The organism is Chlamydia caviae GPIC (genome assembly GCF_000007605.1).
Classification (GTDB): Bacteria; Chlamydiota; Chlamydiia; order Chlamydiales; family Chlamydiaceae; genus Chlamydia; species Chlamydia caviae.
On sequence record NC_003361.3, the window covers coordinates 1,012,348 to 1,032,250 of the forward strand.

The following is a 19,903-nucleotide window of genomic DNA, read 5'->3' on the forward strand; positions in this document are numbered from 1 at the left end:
CATTCGCCGTTTTCTTTTCTCTAAAAAAATTGTTGCATGAATTTGAACAAACAAACTAATTAAAAATTAAAACAAGTAAAAATAGTTTAAAACAACAACTAGAGGACGCTTTTCATGGCGCTAAAAGATACGGCAAAAAAAATGAGAGATCTGTTGGAAAGTATCCAACATGACTTAGACAAAGCCGAAAGAGGAAATAAAGCAGCAGCTCAGCGAGTACGCACTGACTCCATCAAATTAGAGAAAATTGCTAAGCTGTATAGAAAAGAATCAATCAAAGCTGAAAAGTCTGGCTTAATGAAGCGCAAGCCTGCAACAAAAGCTAAAAAAGCTGCTGTTGCTAAAAAACCTGCAAAAGCTGCGCCTAAGCCTAAGGCTAAAGTTAAAGCTAAACCAAAAGCTAAAGCAGCTCCTAAAGCAAAATCCCCTGCAAAAAAGACCTCAGCTAAAGCAAAAGCCAAAAAAAATTCTTCTCGCTCCCTAAGAAAATAATTTTTTCCTTATTTCGGGTTTCAGAGGGTAATTATATTTATAACTTGCCCTCATTTTTTCTCTCCTCTTCCCTTCTTAAAAGACTATCCCAAGAAACCCTTCCTTATGATAAAATTTTGCAGTAATTTTATCTGCAAAGGATCATATTCCCATTACATTCTTGCAGGTATGTGACACGTCTCACATAAAATCCTACTTTAAATAGAAACCTTTATAAAGGTGGGTCATGCCTACAATAATGAATTGTAAACACCTAGGCATTTGCGGAGGATGTTCCTCACCTCAATCTGCTTATGCTGATTCTTTAAAAGCTAAAGAACAGATCCTGCACGAACTCTTTGCACCTATATTTCCTCCTTCAGAGATTCTTCCTGTGATTCCTTGTGATCCCGTACTACGAGGAAGAAACAAGATGGAGTTCTCCTTCTTTCAGACAAAAGAAGGGAAGAAGAGTCTAGGGTTTATTACGCCCACAAAACCTAAACAAGGTGTTCCTATTACAGAATGTCTCATGATTCATGAAGATACTATGGATATTCTAAACCTTACACGTGCTTGGTGGGATAATCACCCTGAACTTACAGCTTATTATCCTCCTTTTAATAAGGGGTCTCTTTGTACTCTTACTGTACGTATTGGAAGTCCTGAACGAAAACTCATGGTCATTCTGACAACATCTGCAAGAGAAGAGTATGCTGTTGAAAAAGGGATTATTGAAGAATGGAAAAACGCTCTTATTAATTCTTCTCTCCCCATTGTTTCTATCATCTGGGAAGAAAAAGTTAGTGCAAAAAACGCTCCAACGTATTTCCGTTCTCACTTAATCCATGGGGAACCATTTATTAAACAAACATTAACACTGCCTAAGGATGGAAATTCTGGGGTGTTTCATGTACGGCCTAGAAGCTTCTTTCAACCCCAAAGTCTTCAAGGAGCAAAAATTATAGAAATTGCTAAAGAGTTTATGAATCCTCAAGGATCCGAAACTCTATTGGATCTCTATTGTGGTGCGGGAACTATCGGGATCATGCTCTCCGCCTATGTAAAAAAGGTTATAGGAGTAGAAATTGTCCCTGATGCTATAGATTCTGCAAAAGAAAATATCTTAATAAATAAAAAAGAAAATCTCATTGAAGTGTATCTAGAAGATGCGAAAACATTTTGTAGAAGACATCAAGACTGCCCTCCGCCAGATGTCGTTGTTATTGACCCACCACGTTGTGGAATACAAAATAAAGTTCTGAAATACCTTCTGAGAATTTTTCCAAAAAAAATTATTTACATCTCCTGTAATCCTAAAATACAGTTTGAAGAGTGTTGTAGTTTAATTTCTGCAGGTTATCACATCAAAAAAGTACAACCTTTGGATCAATTCCCTCATTCTCCACACTTAGAAAATATTATTTTGTTAGAAAGAGAAGATAGCCTCTAGGAAAAGCATTGAACCTACGCTTCCTATTGTGTTAACCTTGCCCTGTAATAACCGAAGTAAAGGTGGTTTAATGTTATCTCGTTTATTCATGTGTTTTTTATTTCTTTTGAGTTCCTCATCTCTCCTAGCAGATGAAGAAGGCACTCAAGTAAAAAGTACTTTTGCTCAACCCGCTGTCATGCTAGGCATTGCCATTTTGTTCTTTTACTTCATTTTATGGCGTCCTGAACAAAAACGCAGAAAAGCTATGGAAAAACGCAAAAACGAACTTGCGAAGGGCGATAAAGTTACCGCTATGGGGATCTTAGGAACTATTGATGAGATCCGCGAACATACTGTAATTCTTAATATTACCTCTGGGAAAATCGAAATGCTAAAAGCAGCAATTTCTGAAATTTTGAAACCCGACGGAACTAAAGCATAAGCTTTAAGATATAGAGATTTACTTTCTGTAGCATTAGAGAGATCTACATTGATTTTTTATAAGCCAAGTTATAACTTGACATCATAAGCTCTTCAAAGAAGTCGAGGATTTTTAGAATCATGACTTGGCTTTCAGGCCTATATTTTATCAGCATTGCTAGTTTAGTATTTTGTGTTATAGGTTTGATACTTTCTGGGATCATTCTTATTTCCCGCAAATTTCTAGTTAAAACCCACGCTTGCAAGCTTAAGATTAACGACGACGACTCTCTCACAAAAACAGTGGATAGTGGTCGCACTCTGTTGTCTTCTCTTTTAGATTCGGGGATTCCCATACCTTCTCCGTGTGGAGGTAAGGCTACTTGCAAACAGTGTAAAGTAAAAATTGTAAAAAATGCTGACCAGCCTTTGGAAACAGATCGTGCTACTTTTTCAAAGCAGCAGCTAGAGCAAGGCTGGCGTCTTTCCTGCCAAACGAAAGTGCAACATGACATGTGTTTGGAAATAGAAGAACGTTATTTAAATGCTTCTTCTTGGGAAGGTACAGTGGTTTCTAATGATAACGTCGCTACATTCATAAAAGAGCTTGTTGTATCGGTTAGTCCTGAACATCCTATCCCCTATAAGCCTGGGGGATATTTACAAATCCGCGTTCCTCCATATAAAACGAATACTTCCGATTGGAAGCAAACCATGGCTCCTGAATACTATAGTGATTGGGAACATTTTAATTTATTTGATCGGACTATCGACAATAGCCTCCTAGAGTTGGATTCTGCAAACAAAGCATATTCTCTAGCTTCATACCCAGCAGAACTTCCGGTTATTAAATTTAACATCCGTATTGCAACACCACCTTTTATTAACAACGCTCCCAATCCAGAGATTCCTTGGGGAATATGCTCATCGTATATTTTTTCATTGAAACCTGGAGATAAGATTACTGTCTCTGGTCCTTACGGAGAATCTTTCATGAAGGAAAATAACCGTCCGCTGATTTTTTTAATCGGTGGTGCGGGTTCTTCATTTGGAAGAAGTCATATTTTGGATCTCCTATTAAACAAGCACTCCACAAGAGATATCACCTTATGGTACGGAGCACGTTCTCTAAAAGAGAACATCTACCAAGAAGAGTATGAAAAGTTAGAAAAGGACTTCTCTAATTTCCATTACCATTTAGTATTGTCAGAACCTCTTCCTGAAGATATCGACTCAGGTTGGGATAAGAATGACCCTGAGAAAACGAATTTTCTATTTCGGGCTTTTGAGCTTGGTCAGCTCAGTAAACTAAGCAATCCTGAAGACTATTTATATTATGTATGCGGTCCACCTCTACACAACAGTAGCATCTTAAAATTACTCGACAATTATGGTGTAGAGCGATCTTCTATAATTCTCGATGATTTCGGAAGCTAGTCTTTAATACATGTTTTTTCGCCATGAATATTGTTCTATCGATAGATCGTCGTGGCGAGAAAACCTATCCCCCTGTGCAGCCTGCTATAAAGTTCTCATTACCTTAAAATACGTTCATTAGAATTTGAATTATTTCAGGTTCTATTTCACTCCCTTAACAAGGGTTCTTTTCTCCTTCCTCACAGTACTGGTTCACTAGTCGTTGACTAGTATTTAGACTTTTTTGGAAGCTGAATCTTACCAAAATATTTTTTACTAAAAACCCAGTGATCCCAAAAAATGGGAATAGCGTTAATTTGATAAGGCGCTCCTGAAACCTCTAGCTAGCCTTGATTATATATCCCCAAAGGGAGCTGTCCTAGCTGTCCTAAAGTATTAAATAAGACATCTCTTCCCCACCAGCTAATCCCTACGCTATCAATAATCCCACTTCCTAGTTTGATTAGATGGATCTTCTTTTCAAAAGCCCCATAAAAACTTTCCTTATTATTAAGATCGCTTGCAACTTGATAAAAACGGCTTCTTAATAAAGGCTTTTCTTCCCGATATCGCGAATTAAACGTAATATTCGCACAAAGCCCTAAGCCTACTGTCTCAGTCACATTTTCTTGATAAACTTGCTTCTGGATCTGATGGGCTTGAATGTAGTTAAATAAGACGGATTGGGCATGCCAATTACGAGAAGTGTCTCCCCCACTAATGGTGAGTTTCAATGTTCTGGATCCTGAAGATAACCCTGATCTCTTATCCTTAACTTCAAAGGTATACGAAGCCTCCGTCTGACTTCCTGTTGGCGTTCCTGTTAGTTTGACTGTTTGAGTGACTCCCGTGCCATCCAGACTCATTTTTAGCCCTGTCGGCAAACTTGTGGGCACTATCAATTCATAGTCCCCACTTCCATGAGTGATAGATAAAACTGTTAAATCCGCAGCCACATTCACAGGAAGCGTTTTGCTATAAGTTGTTTGTGAAAAGGCCAATTTTTGAACAACCGCCAATACAAAGGAAGATTGCACCTCAGCTCCAGTTCCTCCATCTCGAATGGTAAAGGTAAAAGTCTCCTGTCCTGCTGAGGTCTCCACTTGTGGGGTTCCATATATGGAACCATCATTAGTTCTCCAAGATAGTCCCGCTGGGAGCGCTGGCGAGACCTCCGTGAAAGTAACTGCTTTTCCTGATACAGCAGAAGTGGCTACTAGCGGAGTGTAATTCAAGTAGCTCCCAATAACCGCAACCTTATTTTTCTCTTTCTCAGTTATCGTAGGACCAGTAGCAACCGTTAACATTAACGTCATAGGAGAGCGAGGAGAATGATTCGCATCTGTAACCGTCACAGAATATTGCGTTTGATTACTAATTGTTGTTGCTGTTCCAAAGATCTCTCCTGTTGTAGTATTTAACTGCAATCCGTTAGGAAGAGTTGGAGTAACCGAAACACTATAAGGAGTTACCCCTCCAGATAAAGCACATATTGGGAAAGATACTGGAGTGTTTACTCCTAAAATCTTCTGATAAGTACTCTGCTGAGCAACAAAACTAGAAGCAACCCCTAATTCAAAATCCGCTTCACTATCAGAGCCTGACTTGCCGTCCCGAACAGTCATAGTATATACCCGTAAAGGAGACTCTTCTGTTGGAGTTCCTGTAATCTCCCCAGTTGCGGAGTTTAAGTTAATTCCAGCAGGGAGAGTCGGGGTAACATTTGTAAAACTCACCGTTCCATCTGGAGCAGAAGGCGACGCAGTTATGGGTGTATAATTAGTACCTCCCTGTGTTGTTGAAGTATTCTTTGTTAACATTTTCTTTGGTACTGCAATCGTTACCTTAGCTCCGGTTACGACTGACAAGTTAATCGAAATATTTTTAGATTCCCGCTGCTGATCCTGAACAGTAAATACATATTCCTGCTCTTGAATCTGCCCCGTCCCTAATCGACCTGATATTACTCCAGAAGCATCCACGGTTAATCCATTAGGTAAAGCTGGAGAAACTGAAACCGTATAAGGAGGCTCTCCTCCTGTAATTTCAAAAGCATGAATATTAACATGGCTATCGGTTGATAGAACACGACGGTATAATTTCTGAGAAACTACAAAAGGAGGATTCACTACTAAGGAAAATGTTGCTGAGGCTCTCTGCGTGCCATTACTATCTCCGACATATACAGTGTAGCTTGTTTCTGGAATCCCAATTTCAGACTGTACGGTCCCGGATATTTTCCCTGATCTAGGATCTAATTGTAACTGATTAGGTAAAGAAGGCTGAATCGACCATTGCTGTGTCCCTGAAAAGGATGAAGTCACCGATATCGGATTTTTTCCTGCGGTATAAGATTTTGCTGTCACTACAACCTTGGGACTATCTACCTGCAATACTGGTAAAAACTCTAATCTTGCTGTTTGTGAATCGCTATTCGAAGTCGCACTCACTGTAGTTTCTCCTGAATAGGTATTCGTTAGAGAGACTTTAACTTGCCCTTGAGAATCTGAAGTCAACGATGAGGCATCTAGTGTAGCGTGATTTGACGCTGCTACCGTAACAGGAAAATTAGGAATAGGATTATTATGCGCGTCAATAATTCTGAATATAACTTCTGCTTTATCTTGACCATTTGCCGGCTGATTATTTTGTAAAATCGTAATGGCTCGCGAAACTTGTGCTGTCGTCTTATCAGGAACAAAAAGAATCGGTATTACATCTACAACCTGATTAACTATGACGTCTACCTCCACTAGAGAGGCCTCTGTTGTCTTAATTGGGGGAGTGAGGACTTTCCCTTGAGAATCTGTTAATAATACTTCATATCTTTCTTCTGACCCTTGAGCATAGCGAACTAATACTTCCTTTCCGATCAAAGGACCATGCGTTCCAATCACCGTAAACTCGATCTGTACAGCATCTCTATCGTTAGCGACCGGAGTAAGATTAGCTAGATCTGCAACAACTTGCCCGTTAAGTAAATATTGCCAATTTATAGAAATTTGGGGATCTTGATTAACTGTGACGGTTAGCGTCCCAGTTTTTGAACGTTGTCCAGTAGAATCTACCGCAAATATGTTAAGAACATAGTTGTTTGTAGGAGTTGTTTTTTGTTTTGAAGCTAGCTGAAGCTTATGCGGAGGAAGAGTTATCTTATATTCCGCTTCTGATTTCCCAGATGTTACCAAAGAAATCTCTCCTCCAGCCTCGGTAAATTCTCTGGATTCCCATTCAAAGTACGAAATAGTTTTAGTATCAGGACACTTTAATAAAACTGTTAAAGAGGTATATTCAACATCCGATATCGTTGAGGGAGTAACCAATATATTGTAAGCATCTTCAGTATAGTTAAAGACAATAACGTTATTTCTGCTAACAAAATTATAACGGTTTTCATTCAGAAATCGCATTCTCGCTACAGCATGAGGATTAAGTTGCGCTACGAAGCTTTCTCCAAATTGATAATTTAGTCGTAAATTAAACATCGTATAATGACGAGAGTTGCTGCTCATACGATGATCCAATCCTAAAGAAAGGAGCGGAAACGGTGTAAATTCCGCCCCTGTTGTAATCACAAAAGGATTGTTTTGCAGATCCGTTCTTCCAAAAAGGGAAACATTTTTCCCAAAATACTGCTCATAAAAAATCTTTCCTCCTAAGCGAGGAAGGAAAGGCAACCAACAATGTAAACGAAGATCTAAACCATGTGCAGGAGCTTCTTGATAATTTGGACGAACAGAAGAAGGGCTCTTAGAAGACAAACCAATGTAACCATTCATAGAAAACTGTAAAAAGTCGGCCAAGATTCTAGCCCAAAGCCTAATCTAGAATGATTCTTTGTCAGATCATAATCATAAAACGCATTCGCTCCTAACATCCAATTTTTTCTAACCCCCCCCCCCCCAGATTTAAGGTATCTCTGTGATCAAGATTATGTCTAAACCCTAGTTGAGAGAATATAAGTGATTCCAGAGAGTCGTACCAAGGGAAAAGCCAATCGATCGCCGTATGTTCAAAAGGATATTCTCTATCTCCAGGGAAGAAATCTAAACGTAAACTCCCTAATCCAGACAAAGGATTATCTTGGGAATAAGGAATTTCATTTGAATGGGCAATTTTGCGAAGAGAATTTTGAGTAGAAATATCCTGTTCGTCTCCGAACAAAGATAAAAAAGCTAAACTCAAACACAGAAATAAAAAGACCTGTATATCTTTATACACACATATTTCTCTTAATTGTGATCGATACAGATGTTTGGGCGCACCGATATGAAATAAAGAAGTCGAAAAATACCTATAGGTGCAATGTACAAAAAAAACAGAAAATCAAAAACAAAAAAATGAGGTAGCGGTTATCCCACTTCTCTTGTGTTTCTGTTGTGAGAAGAATGAAAAACCCGAGATCTGAAAGAATACGGGCAAAAAAAAGGAGAATATTTCTATTCTCCTTATAAAAAACTCAGTTTACGAGTCAAAATAACTAAAAGCTTGGCAACGACCTACTCTCCCATACTCTTGTGTATAGTACCATCGGCGATAAAAGGCTTAACTTCTGAGTTCGGAATGGGGTCAGGTGTGTCCCTTTTTCCATTATCACCAAGCAAATTCTTGTAACGTAACAATTCACGTATACTAATAGACGCTTAAGAGTGTCTTTAGTATCAACTTACATCGATCGATTTATTTCAACAAAAAAGCCTATTGAGCTTTTTATATGATAAAAACCAAGTCAATGGACTTATTAGTATTGGTTAGCTAAACACATTACTGTGCGTACACACCCAACCTATCAACCACATAGTCTATATGGAGTCTCATAGGGATACCTTATCTTAAGGGAGGCTTGGCATTTAGATGCTTTCAATGCTTATCCTTTCCGAACGTAGCTACTCGGCTATGCTTTTGGCAAAACAACCGACACACCATTGGTTCGTCCATTCCGGTCCTCTCGTACTAGGAACAGCTCCTTTCAAGTATCCTGCGCCCACAAAGGATAGAGACCAAACTGTCTCACGACGTTTTGAACCCAGCTCGCGTACCGCTTTAATTGGCGAACAGCCAAACCCTTGGGACCTTCTCCAGCCCCAGGATGCGATGAGCCGACATCGAGGTGCCAAACCGCCACGTCGATATGAACTCTTGGTGGCGATCAGCCTGTTATCCCCGGAGTACCTTTTATCCGTTAAGCGACGGCGATTCCACTTTCCACCGCCGGATCACTAAGCCCGACTTTCGTCTCTGCTTGACTTGTAGGTCTTGCAGTCAACCTATTTTATACCTTTACGCTCTACTCGTGATTGCCAACCACGATGAAATAAGCTTTGGGCTCCTCCGTTACTTTTTAGGAGGATACCGCCCCAGTAAAACTGCCCGTCTGGCAATGTCCATATTCCAGATTCATGGAATTATGTTAGACTCCCAACTTGTTAAGACCAGTATTTCAACGATGACTCCCACTCTCCTGACGAAGAGTGTTCACAGTCTCCTGGCTATGCTACACATAACAAATCAAGAATCAATACCAAAGTACAGTAAAGGTTCACGGGGTCTTTTCGTCCTTTTGCGGGTAAACAGCATCTTCACTGCTACTACAATTTCACCGAGTCTTTCGCTGAGACAGTGCCCAGATCGTTACACCATTCGTGCAGGTCGGAACTTACCCGACAAGGAATTTCGCTACCTTAGCACCGTTATAGTTACGGCGGCCATTCACCAGGGCTTGGGTTCAATGCTTTGCCTTACGGCTGACATATCCCTTTAACCTTTTGGCATTGGGCAGGCGTCACACCATATACTTCCCCTTAGAGGTTTGCATAGTGCTGTGTTTTTGTTAAACAGTCGCCTGGGCCATTTCTCTGCGGCCTCCCGGGGCTCATACCGAAAAGGTAATCACCCTAGAAGGCTCCCCTTCTTCCGAAGTTACGGGGATAATTTGCCGAGTTCCTTAGCGAAAGTTATCTCGCGCGCCTTAGAATACTCATCTCGCACACCTGTGTCGGTTTAGGTACGGTCACCATCAACAGCTAGAAATTATTTCTTGAAAGCATTGCGCTACACCATCAGTTCCTCCGAAGATTTCCCTTAACCACAACCTAACCTTATGTTAGCGGATTTACCTACTAACCAGTCTCATTGTGATACGGACATTTCCAATCGTCCGCGTGCTTAACGTACTCCGTCATTCCATTGCTAAAGTTTTAGGTGGTACAGGAATATTTAACCTGTTGCTCCATCGTCTACGCATTTGTGCCTCGACTTAGGGGCCGACTAACCCAGGGAAGACGAGCTTGACCCTGGAAACCTTGTGCTTACGGCGAGGAAGATTTTCACTTCCTTTATCGTTACTTATGCCATGGATCTTCACTAGTATCCGCTCCAGCACTCCTTACGGTATACCTTCACTGCTGAATACTACGCTCTCCTACCGCGTATATATAAATATACACCCGCGATGTCGGTTTTATGCTTGAGCCCCGATTATTATTGGCGCGATGATTCTCGATTGGTGAGCTGTTACGCACTCTTTAAATGATTGCTGCCTCTAAGCCAACATTCCAACTGTCTTAGAATCATCACTTCCTTACTCACTTAGCATAAAATTTGGGACCTTAATCGGCGGTCTGGGCTGTTCCCCTCTCGACAACGAAGCTTAGCCCCCGCTGTCTATCTCCCGGACTCGCTTTTGGTATTCGGAGTTTGATTTCCGTTGGTAAGCCGGTAGGCCCCCGCTAGAATTCAGTGCTCTACCCCCAAAAGCTTAATATCCGAGGCTAACCCTAAAGTTATTTCGGAGAGAACAAGATATCTCCAAGTTTGATTGGCCTTTCACCCCTATTCACAACTCATCCAAACATTTTTCAACATGTACTGGTTCGGTCCTCCACAAGGTCTTACCCATGCTTCAACCTGGTCATAAATAGCTCACTTGGTTTCGTGTCTAAATCAAACGACTATACGCTCTATTAAAACTCGCTTTCGCTTCGGCTCCGGAATGTAGATCCCTTAACCTCGCCGTTTAACTTAACTCCCTGGCTCATCATGCAAAAGGCACGCCGTCAACCATGGCTTCCGAGGAAGCTATAGGTCTCCGACCGCTTATAAGCTACTGGTTTCAGGTTCTATTTCACTCCCTTAACAAGGGTTCTTTTCACCTTTCCTTCACAGTACTGGTTCACTATAGGTCATTGACTAGTATTTAGACTTGGAGAGTGGTCTCCCCAGATTCAGACTAGGTTTCACGTGTCTAGCCCTACTCAGGCATCGAATAGAGTCTCTTGTTCTTTCGTTTACGGGACTATCACCCTGTATCGTTCTACTTTCCAGAAGTATTCAACTAAAACTTAAGATCTCATGTTATCGACCCTACAACCCCACACCAAAGGCGTGGTTTGGTCTTCTCCCCTTTCGCTCGCCGCTACTTAGGGAATCTCTTTGATTTATTTTCCTCTGCTTACTAAGATGTTTCAGTTCAGCAGGTGTCGCTTTATATACCTATGTATTCAGTATATAATGGTAGACGATTAATCTACCGGGTTACCCCATTCGGATACCTCCGGGTCATAGCTTTATACCAGCTCGCCGAAGATTACTGCAGGTAAACGCATCCTTCATCGCCTGTCAATGCCAAGGCATCCGCCAATAGCTCTTAACAACTTGGTCTGTAAATTATTGATCCATGCAAGTTAACTTCACCAAAGACAGATATTCTTAAACGTCTATTATTATATGTGAATTTACTTGTTACCATATTATTTACATAACATACTTGATCGTAAACTGAATGTTTTGGAAACGAGCGCTTAACAATGCAAAAGAAATAGAATACAAGTTTTCAAAGACGCTTGCCCAACCTAGTCAAACCATCCTAAGACGGCCATCCTTATCCTTAAAAGGAGGTGATCCAGCCCCACCTTCCGGTAGGGCTACCTTGTTACGACTTCATCCCAGTCATCAGCCTCACCTTGGGCGCCTCTCTCCTTTGCAGGTTGAGTCAACGACTTAAGGCAAAACCAACTCCCATGATGTGACGGGCGGTGTGTACAAGGCCCGGGAACGTATTCACGGCGTTATAGCTGACACGCCATTACTAGCAATTCCGACTTCATGTAGTCGAGTTGCAGACTACAATCCGAACTGGGGCCAGCTTTGAGGATTTGCTCCATCTTGCGATATTGCTACCTTCTGTACTGGCCATTGTAGCACGTGTGTGGCCCTGGGCATAAGGGCCATGCTGACTTGACGTCATCCTCGCCTTCCTCCTGGTTAACCCAGGCAGTCTCGTTAGAGTTCCCACCCTAAGTGTTGGCAACTAACGATAAGGGTTGCGCTCGTTGCGGGACTTAACCCAACACCTCACGGCACGAGCTGACGACAGCCATGCAGCACCTGTGTATCTGTCCTTGCGGAAAACGACATTTCTGCCGCGGTCAAATACATGTCAAGCCCAGGTAAGGTTCTTCGCGTTGCATCGAATTAAACCACATGCTCCACTGCTTGTGCGGGCCCCCGTCAATTCTTTTGAGTTTCACCCTTGCGAGTGTACTCCTCAGGCGGCATACTTAACGCGTTAGCTACGACACGGATAGGGTTGAGACTATCCACATCAAGTATGCATCGTTTACGGCAAGGACTACCAGGGTATCTAATCCTGTTTGCTCCCCTTGCTTTCGCGCCTTAGCGTCAGGTGTAAATTAGAAAAGCGCCTTCGCCACTGGTGTTCTTCCACATATCTACGCATTTCACCGCTACACGTGGAATTCCCTTTTCTCCATCTACCCTCTAGAAAGATAGTATTAGATGCTGGCTTGGGGTTGAGCCCCAAGATTTAACATCTAACTTTCCTTTCCGCCTACACGCCCTTTACGCCCAATAAATCCGATTAACGCTAGCACCCTCCGTATTACCGCAGCTGCTGGCACGGAGTTAGCCGGTGCTTCTTTACCTGGTACGCTCAAATCAGTTGGATATTAGCCAACTTCTCTTATTCCCAAGCGAAAGTGCTTTACAACCCTAGAGCCTTCATCACACACGCGGCGTCGCTTCGTCAGACTTTCGTCCATTGCGAAAGATTCTCGACTGCAGCCTTCCGTAGAAGTCTGGGCAGTGTCTCAGTCCCAGTGTTGGCGGTCAATCTCTCAATCCGCCTAGACGTCAAAGCCTTGGTAGGCCATTACCCCACCAACAAGCTGATATCCCATAGACTCTTCCTTAACCGAAAGGTCCGAAGATCCCCTTCTTTAATATGTTTTAGATGCCTAAACATACCACATTCGGTATTAGCGGTCGTTTCCAACCGTTATTCCCAAGTTGAGGACAGATTATCTATGTATTACTAACCCTTCCGCCACTAAATAATAACCGAAGCTATTATTCCGTTCGACTTGCATGCCTCATCCACGCCGCCAGCGTTCAATCTGAACCAAGATCAAATTCTCAGAAAAAATAAATTTAAAAATTAACGGATTTTAAAAATCCGAACAAGCATTCTTTATACTGGCTTGCATTCTATCTCATTTGCATTGTTAAGAAGAGAAGATCAGCTATGCTGAACCCTCGTTTGCGCATCCACATCGAAGTGTGAACTTTTCCTTCTTTCGCTTTTCGCGGTGAAGAAGAAATCAATATCTTATATAAACGGCATTTATTTATGCAACATATTTTGCTGCACTTTTTTCGATTCGCAAATGACGTAAATTGAATTTATGCCTTTACAGGGCTGTCTGAGCCGGAAAATTTCGATTTATTTTTTTCTGTTTTTTTGTTTTTTAGCTGCCAATCTAGCCGTCTTGCAAACCTACGTAAACCTATTGAAATTCTGTTTATTACCACAGCTTCGGCAACGCTCTTAAAACGGCTTTATTGTATAAAAAATTTGACTTTGGTTCTGGCTAGGATTGTAAAGTTTCCCTATTCCATAGGTATAGAGAGCTCTTATCCTGTATAGCTCTCTTCTATTCCTAGAACTATCTATAGGATTTAGCGGCATTTCCCTTAATTAAGAAGGGGCTTTTGCCTGTCCTATGAAAAATTTCAATCTGTCGTATGCATACGACAGCTTCTTGCAGGAAAACTAAGACTCTGAGCTACATCTGTTAGAATTAAAGAAGTATTTAGGATCTTACTCGAGAAAATACTCTATGCGCTAACCCTATTTATAAGCTCGATTAGCTTAACTAGTGAATTATGTTTGAAATCTCAGGCTTTTTGTCTTGGATAAATATTATCGTCGAGATAATATTTTCCCTTAGCTTTCATGGCTTATGGCGAACGTAGCTCAGTTGGTTAGAGCGTCGGATTGTGGTTCCGAAGGTCGCGGGTTCAAGCCCCGTCGTTCGCCCTTCTTTATCTTCTTTGTTTCTTTTGCAATTCTTGCTATAACCAAATATTAGAATAAATTCTCACTCTACTAAAAACCTTGTGTCTATTCATGGTAAGAGAGCGACAAAAATCTAAGTCTGCACTATTCCCTTCGGTACCCTTTGCGGTTAGAGCAAGCATTTATTTATTTTTGGCTTGTTTTTCAGGCCTGAGTCTATGGAGCTTTCATAATACGCAACCATGCACTCAAAATTGGATAGGATTATTGGGATGGTCTTTGAGTTCCTTTCTTGTCTATTGCTTTGGAGCTGCGTCTTTTCTTATCCCTCCGTATTTTTTATGGTTATCCTTTCTAAATATAAGAAAAACACCCCCAAAGATCTTACATCGTAAGGCTCTTGCATTTGCATCTATTCCTATCTGCTGCGCGGTATTGTTATCCATGCTTTCCCCTGTGCAAGCATTACCTCACGCTTTAGATGTACGTCTTCCTAAATTTATTTTAGATGTTAATCCTCCTGTTTCTTATTTAGGGGGTATTCCTTTTTATATTCTTTATGCTGGGCAATCTTTCTGTTTGAAACATTTGGTTGGCTCGGTAGGTACAGGTCTTATCTTTTCTTTCATCCTGTGCTTTTCTATTTTTTATCTCTGTGGAGGCGTAGTCTTAATTAAAAAAAAAATCCTGCAAAAATTCCTCAAAAACAGATTTCAAGCCTGTTGGCGTATTTGCAAAAGTATTTTAAAAAGACTAACTAATAAGCAGAACTATCTCCCTAAACCTTCGATTAAGGTTCCTTCTGCTCCCATAGCAAGGAATGATCCTAGGAAACTCCCCACCCCGATTGTTTCCCTTCCGATAGAAAAGGGAGATTTATTCGATGATCCTCGTCATCATTCCCAAGATGCTTCAGAAAAAGCGACTCTTTTTTTAGCTCCTCATCCTCAAAAACGTATTCTATCTTCATTCGCTAAGCCACAGAATACAGCTGAAAAAAAGTCTAAAATTACCGTATTGCCTCAACCCTCACTTCCACCAAGGAAGAGAGTTGAGACATCGCCTCCTATGGATCTATCAACCTTCCCAGGGGGGAATTCTGAGCTACCTCAGTATCATCTGTTAAGTAAAAGTGATAATTCAAAACCAGAGTCTCTTCGTGAAGAGCTTCAGAAAAAGGGTATCCTTTTACAGCAAACTTTAGAAAGTTTTGGAATAGATGCTGATATTGGAAATATTTGTTTTGGACCTACGTTAGCAGCATTTGAAGTACAACCACATACAGGTGTAAAAGTTCAAAAAATTAAAGCTTTAGAAAATGACATAGCTTTAAATTTACAAGCTTCCAGCATCCGTATTATTGCCCCTATTCCAGGGAAAGCTGCTGTGGGTATTGAAATTCCCAATCCCTATCCCCAACCAGTAAATTTCCGTGATTTATTAGAAGATTATCAAAAACAAAACCATAAACTGCAGGTTCCTCTTTTACTTGGGAAAAAGGCTAATGGTGATAATTTCTGGGCAGACTTAGCAACAATGCCCCATTTAATCATTGCAGGAACGACAGGGTCGGGGAAATCGGTGTGCATCAATACGATTGTCATGTCGTTGATCATGACAACACTCCCCTCTGATATTAAACTTGTCATTGTCGATCCGAAGAAAGTGGAGCTTACTGGCTACTCTCAACTTCCGCATATGTTAACTCCGGTAATTACAGAATCTCGTGATGCTCATAGCGCCTTAGTCTGGCTCGTTAAAGAAATGGAACTTCGTTATGAAATTCTAAGATTTCTAGGTCTGCGAAATATTCAGGCATTCAATTCTCGTGAACGCAATATTGAAATAGAAGCTTCTTTTGACAAAGAGATCCCTGAAAAAATGCCTTTCCTTGTGGGTATTATTGATGAACTAGCTGATCTCTTACTTTCTTCTTCTCAGGATATAGAAACGCCTATCATTCGCTTAGCGCAAATGGCAAGAGCTGTTGGTATTCATTTAATCCTAGCGACACAAAGGCCTTCTCGCGATGTGATTACTGGCTTAATTAAAGCAAACTTTCCTTCTCGCATTGCGTTCAAAGTGGCCAATAAAGTGAATAGCCAAATCATTATAGATGAGCCTGGGGCTGAAAATCTCATGGGGAATGGAGACATGTTAGTCGTTTCCCCTTCTTCTTTTGGTGCGGTTCGTGCTCAAGGAGCTTATATTTGTGATGAGGACATCAACAAGGTCATAAAAGATCTATGCTCTCGTTTCCCTACAAAATATGTTATTCCTTCATTTGACACTTATGAAGATTTTTCAGGAGATGATTCTGCGGATAGAGATCCCTTGTATAACCAAGCGAAAACTCTTGTTTTACAAACGGGAAATGCTTCTACAACTTTCTTACAAAGAAAACTTAAGATTGGCTATGCTAGGGCTGCTAGTTTGATAGATCAACTTGAAGAAGCGAGAATCATCGGCCCATCAGAAGGTGCAAAACCTCGTCAAATCTTAATACAAATGCCCCCACAAGAAGGATGAGTTTATGGAAGGTTTTTTCCCTTTAGCCTCGGGTTCGAAGGGGAACTGTACCTATTTAGGAACGGACTCCTGTAAAATTTTGATAGATTTGGGTATTAGCAAGCAGTGTGTGACTCATGGGCTATTGTCTATGAATGTCCATCCTGAAGATATTCAGGGCATTTTTATTTCTCATGAGCATTCCGATCATATTTCCGGAATTAAAAGTTTTGTAAAAACGTACAACACGCCAATTATCTGTAACCTTGAGACTGCGCGTAGTATATGCCAATTCTTGGATGTTCGTCCTAATTTTAAAATTTTTTCTACAGGAACAACATTTTCCTTTTACGATTTAAAAATTCAAACTTTCAATGTTCCTCATGATGCTATAGATCCTGTAGGGTTTGTTTTTCATTACCGCGATGAAAAGTTAGGCTTTTGTACTGACTTAGGTTGGGTAACCTCGTGGGTAGTTCACGAACTTTATGATTGTGACTATTTGCTTATAGAGGCAAACCATGATCCTGAACTTGTGCAGCAATCCTCACGTCCGGATATTTATAAAAAACGAGTTCTGAGTAAACTGGGGCATATATCCAATCATGAGTGTGGAGAATTATTACAGAAAATTCTTACTCCTAAGATTAAGAAAATCTATCTTGCGCATCTTTCCAGCGAGTGCAACACTCCTGAATTAGCTCTATCGACAGTATCTTCTGCTATAGAAAACATCACGTCAATTTTACCTGTGGCTGCTAAAAACCAAGAAATTTCTGACCCTATTTACTTCAGGGATTTAGTAAACGCATGAATTTAGAATCCTCTGCATCTGAGACGCTATATATATCTCTAGATCACAACTGGAAGGAGAGCACCCCTTACAGTATGGAGAGAGCCTCGCAATTACTCAATTTCAAGTTCCTTCCTCATCTTACTTTTACAGATTGGAAAGTCGAAGAAAAAGTCCGTGCATTGTGTGCTAAGGCTAAGAAAAAACGTCTTGTTTCTCCACTAGCCAAATGGCTTGGAGAACTTCATAAACAAGATCTAATCACTCCTTCTATGCCTCCTGTGGCAGTATGTTGGGTGAGTTCGTATATTGGTTATGGGGTTTTTGCTCGAGAGCGGATTCCTGCTTGGACCTATATTGGTGAATACACGGGAATACTGCGTCGCCGGCAAGCGATTTGGATGGATGAAAATGATTATTGTTTCCGTTATCCCTTATCTTCATGGCTATGGCGTTATTTCACTATCGATAGTGGTCGGCAGGGCAATTTTACCCGCTTTATTAATCATAGCGACAAACCTAATGTGGAAGCCATAGGCGTTTTCCAAAACGGATTGTTTCATGTGATTATTAGAACAATTCAAGCAATTGAAGCGGGCGAGGAATTATCCTATCATTATGGCCCGCTATACTGGAAGCATAGGAAAAAACGAGAAGAGTTTATTCCTGAAGAAGAGTAGATTTTTAGCTTTTCTCGTAGGTTCCCATTAATTCAGCATTATCGATAACATGACTTTCCATCACTTCAAGAAGCTGATCCTTGGTGACATTTTCTTCTGATGGCAAGATGGTATCTAAAGCGTAGCAGTAGAAGAAGTATCGATGCTGTCTATCAGGTGGACATGGCCCTTCATAACATGCTTTTCCTGAGGTATTCAATCCTTGAACAGCAAAAATATTTGCTCCTTCTACTAGCTCGGTTATGGTTGGAGACAAGTTATATACCAACCAGTGAATCCATAGACCATCAGCTCGTAAATTTTGGGGCACATCAGGATCTTCAACGATCAATGCTATGCTCTTTGCCTCTGCGGGAATATCTTTGAATATTAAGGGTGGAGAAATATTCACGCCTTGACATGTGTACTTTCTCGGAATCGGTTTTCCATAATCAAATGCTGGTGATAGTAGCTGCATAATTGATCTCCATTTAGATATCTAGATTTGGCAAAACATTGGATTTAGCACCTGCTTCCATTTTAAGTAGGGCAACTTCCCGATTTGTAGATAGCACATCCTTAAATAAAGCTACTAAAGCTATAGAATTTAGAATTACCATACCTGCAAACCCTGTATCAGACAGACTCCAGATCAATCGCATATCTATGATCCCTCCGAAAGGTATAACTGCGACGAAGAGCATCTTCAACCAAGAGTTAGCTCGTTTCCCCGGTATCATATATTCTAAACTTTTTTCTGCGCAAGCAAACCAAGTCAAAGCTGTTGTATAACCGAATAAGGCCATTGCAAGAATAACAACAAGCCCTCCGAGAGATCCTAGACTTGATTTAAAAGCGTGTAGCACCATAAGCGTTCCTTCTTGTCCTGATACATAGGCTCCGGAAACAATAAGGACTAGAGTCGTAATCGAACAGACTATCATGACGATAACAGGAGGCAAGAGAGTGACCAAACCATCAATCACAGGGTTCTTACTTTGAGAATCAGATTGTAGAATAGACACCATACCGCTACCACAGTCAGTTGCCATAATAGCACGGCTCATTCCTGTTGAGATCACTTGAGTTATTGTATAGCCTCCAAGACCTGCTACCGTTGCTTTTATTCCAAATGCAGAAGAAGCAATGAGTTTCAACGCAGGAAGAAGCATAGAGCTATGTTGTACAAGAATAACAAGACAAGAAATAGCATAGAAACCGGCAATGAAAGGAATCACCCTAGCCGAGAATCTAAGAATACGCGTATTTCCCCCAATGAGCACGGGAAGAATTGTTAATGCAAGAACCAAGCCTATTAAGAATTTTATGGGCAAACTTTCAGCACAAAGAGGAACGATACAATTAATTTGTACAAAGTTTCCTGCTGAAAATGCTGTGATAATTGTGAATATACAGAAAAGACCTGCAAGGAACTTGCTTCCCATACCGTAGGCTAGGCACGCTGTTGGTCCACCGATAAACTCTCCGGATTTTCCATGAAGTTTACGATATTTTACCCCTAAAAATGATCCCGAATATTGAACAATAGCTCCTAAAAGGGCAGCTATCCAAATCCAGACTAGAGCTCCTGGGCCTCCGCAAGCAATAGCAATAGCCATACCTGCGATATTTCCCGTTCCAAAATTCCCAGCAAGAATACCTGCTACGGCTTCGTAACGAGAGACCTTACCATCTGCAGAAGACGGGCTCTCCTTATTTTTTAACATAAAATTAAAGCCTAGCTTTAATCCTGTAAATTGCAGACCACGTAGTTTCCATGTTAATAGTCCACCAAGAAATAAAATCGCGGGGAACACACAAAACGAAATACAGAAGTTATTTAATTGTTCTAGAAAATGTAACATTTGAATTCTCTCTCTTTATTG

At 40.9% G+C, this 19,903-nt stretch carries 11 protein-coding genes, 1 tRNA gene, 3 rRNA genes and 1 pseudogene; 8 read left to right on the forward strand and 8 right to left on the reverse strand.

The window, feature by feature from the left end; translation table 11 throughout:
• The first annotated feature begins 114 nt into the window (after window positions 1-114).
• From CCA_RS04410 to nqrF, 4 genes are all read left to right on the forward strand, one after another.
• Window positions 115-492, forward strand: a complete 378-nt coding sequence (locus CCA_RS04410; RefSeq protein ID WP_011006837.1) for a histone — start codon at window positions 115-117, stop codon at window positions 490-492.
• Between the two features lie 226 nt (window positions 493-718).
• Window positions 719-1,924 carry a 23S rRNA (uracil(1939)-C(5))-methyltransferase RlmD gene (gene rlmD / locus CCA_RS04415; protein WP_011006838.1) on the forward strand — a complete coding sequence of 402 codons (1,206 nt, stop codon included), beginning with the start codon at window positions 719-721 and terminating at the stop codon, window positions 1,922-1,924.
• 70 nt (window positions 1,925-1,994) lie between these two features.
• Window positions 1,995-2,348, forward strand: a complete 354-nt coding sequence (yajC, locus tag CCA_RS04420) for a preprotein translocase subunit YajC (RefSeq protein WP_011006839.1) — start codon at window positions 1,995-1,997, stop codon at window positions 2,346-2,348.
• A gap of 119 nt (window positions 2,349-2,467) precedes the next feature.
• Window positions 2,468-3,763: an NADH:ubiquinone reductase (Na(+)-transporting) subunit F gene (nqrF, locus tag CCA_RS04425; protein ID WP_011006840.1), complete on the forward strand. Its 1,296-nt coding sequence runs from the start codon at window positions 2,468-2,470 to the stop codon at window positions 3,761-3,763.
• Between the two features lie 323 nt (window positions 3,764-4,086).
• Here nqrF and CCA_RS04430 read toward each other — a convergent pair whose 3' ends face one another.
• From CCA_RS04430 to CCA_RS04450, 6 genes and pseudogenes are all read right to left on the reverse strand, one after another.
• The gene (locus CCA_RS04430) at window positions 4,087-7,152 is read right to left on the reverse strand and encodes a putative Ig domain-containing protein (protein ID WP_238374162.1); all 3,066 of its coding nucleotides are present in this window, start codon (window positions 7,150-7,152) and stop codon (window positions 4,087-4,089) included.
• 12 nt (window positions 7,153-7,164) lie between these two features.
• Window positions 7,165-7,619: pseudogene (locus CCA_RS05475) on the reverse strand (inverse autotransporter beta domain-containing protein); the annotation flags it as partial.
• Window positions 7,613-7,927 carry an inverse autotransporter beta domain-containing protein gene (locus CCA_RS05440; RefSeq protein WP_274376808.1) on the reverse strand — a complete coding sequence of 105 codons (315 nt, stop codon included), beginning with the start codon at window positions 7,925-7,927 and terminating at the stop codon, window positions 7,613-7,615. The gene CCA_RS05440 and the pseudogene CCA_RS05475, both read right to left, overlap by 7 nt.
• A gap of 301 nt (window positions 7,928-8,228) precedes the next feature.
• Window positions 8,229-8,343: ribosomal RNA gene (rrf, locus tag CCA_RS04440) — 5S ribosomal RNA — on the reverse strand.
• Between the two features lie 119 nt (window positions 8,344-8,462).
• A 23S ribosomal RNA gene (locus tag CCA_RS04445) occupies window positions 8,463-11,401 on the reverse strand.
• A gap of 229 nt (window positions 11,402-11,630) precedes the next feature.
• Window positions 11,631-13,182: ribosomal RNA gene (locus CCA_RS04450) — 16S ribosomal RNA — on the reverse strand.
• Together the 16S, 23S and 5S rRNA genes form the textbook arrangement of a ribosomal RNA operon.
• 822 nt (window positions 13,183-14,004) lie before the next feature.
• Here CCA_RS04450 and CCA_RS04455 point away from each other — a divergent pair.
• The 4 genes from CCA_RS04455 to CCA_RS04470 all read left to right on the forward strand — a co-directional run bounded on the left by CCA_RS04455 (window position 14,005) and on the right by CCA_RS04470 (window position 18,038).
• Window positions 14,005-14,078, forward strand: a tRNA-His gene (locus tag CCA_RS04455).
• 90 nt (window positions 14,079-14,168) lie between these two features.
• Window positions 14,169-16,586 carry an FtsK/SpoIIIE family DNA translocase gene (locus tag CCA_RS04460; protein ID WP_011006841.1) on the forward strand — a complete coding sequence of 806 codons (2,418 nt, stop codon included), beginning with the start codon at window positions 14,169-14,171 and terminating at the stop codon, window positions 16,584-16,586.
• A gap of 4 nt (window positions 16,587-16,590) precedes the next feature.
• Window positions 16,591-17,379 carry an MBL fold metallo-hydrolase gene (locus tag CCA_RS04465; protein WP_011006842.1) on the forward strand — a complete coding sequence of 263 codons (789 nt, stop codon included), beginning with the start codon at window positions 16,591-16,593 and terminating at the stop codon, window positions 17,377-17,379.
• Window positions 17,376-18,038, forward strand: coding sequence for an SET domain-containing protein (locus CCA_RS04470; protein ID WP_011006843.1), 663 nt, complete (start codon window positions 17,376-17,378; stop codon window positions 18,036-18,038). The genes CCA_RS04465 and CCA_RS04470 overlap by 4 nt, the downstream gene beginning before the upstream one ends.
• A gap of 4 nt (window positions 18,039-18,042) precedes the next feature.
• Here CCA_RS04470 and CCA_RS04475 read toward each other — a convergent pair whose 3' ends face one another.
• Together CCA_RS04475 and CCA_RS04480 are read right to left on the reverse strand one after the other, a co-directional pair.
• Complete coding sequence (locus CCA_RS04475; RefSeq protein WP_011006844.1) at window positions 18,043-18,495, reverse strand: YbhB/YbcL family Raf kinase inhibitor-like protein; 453 nt, start codon at window positions 18,493-18,495, stop codon at window positions 18,043-18,045.
• A gap of 13 nt (window positions 18,496-18,508) precedes the next feature.
• A complete protein-coding gene (locus tag CCA_RS04480; RefSeq protein ID WP_011006845.1) occupies window positions 18,509-19,882 on the reverse strand; it encodes an alanine/glycine:cation symporter family protein in 1,374 nt (457 codons plus the stop codon).
• Window positions 19,883-19,903 lie beyond the last annotated feature (21 nt).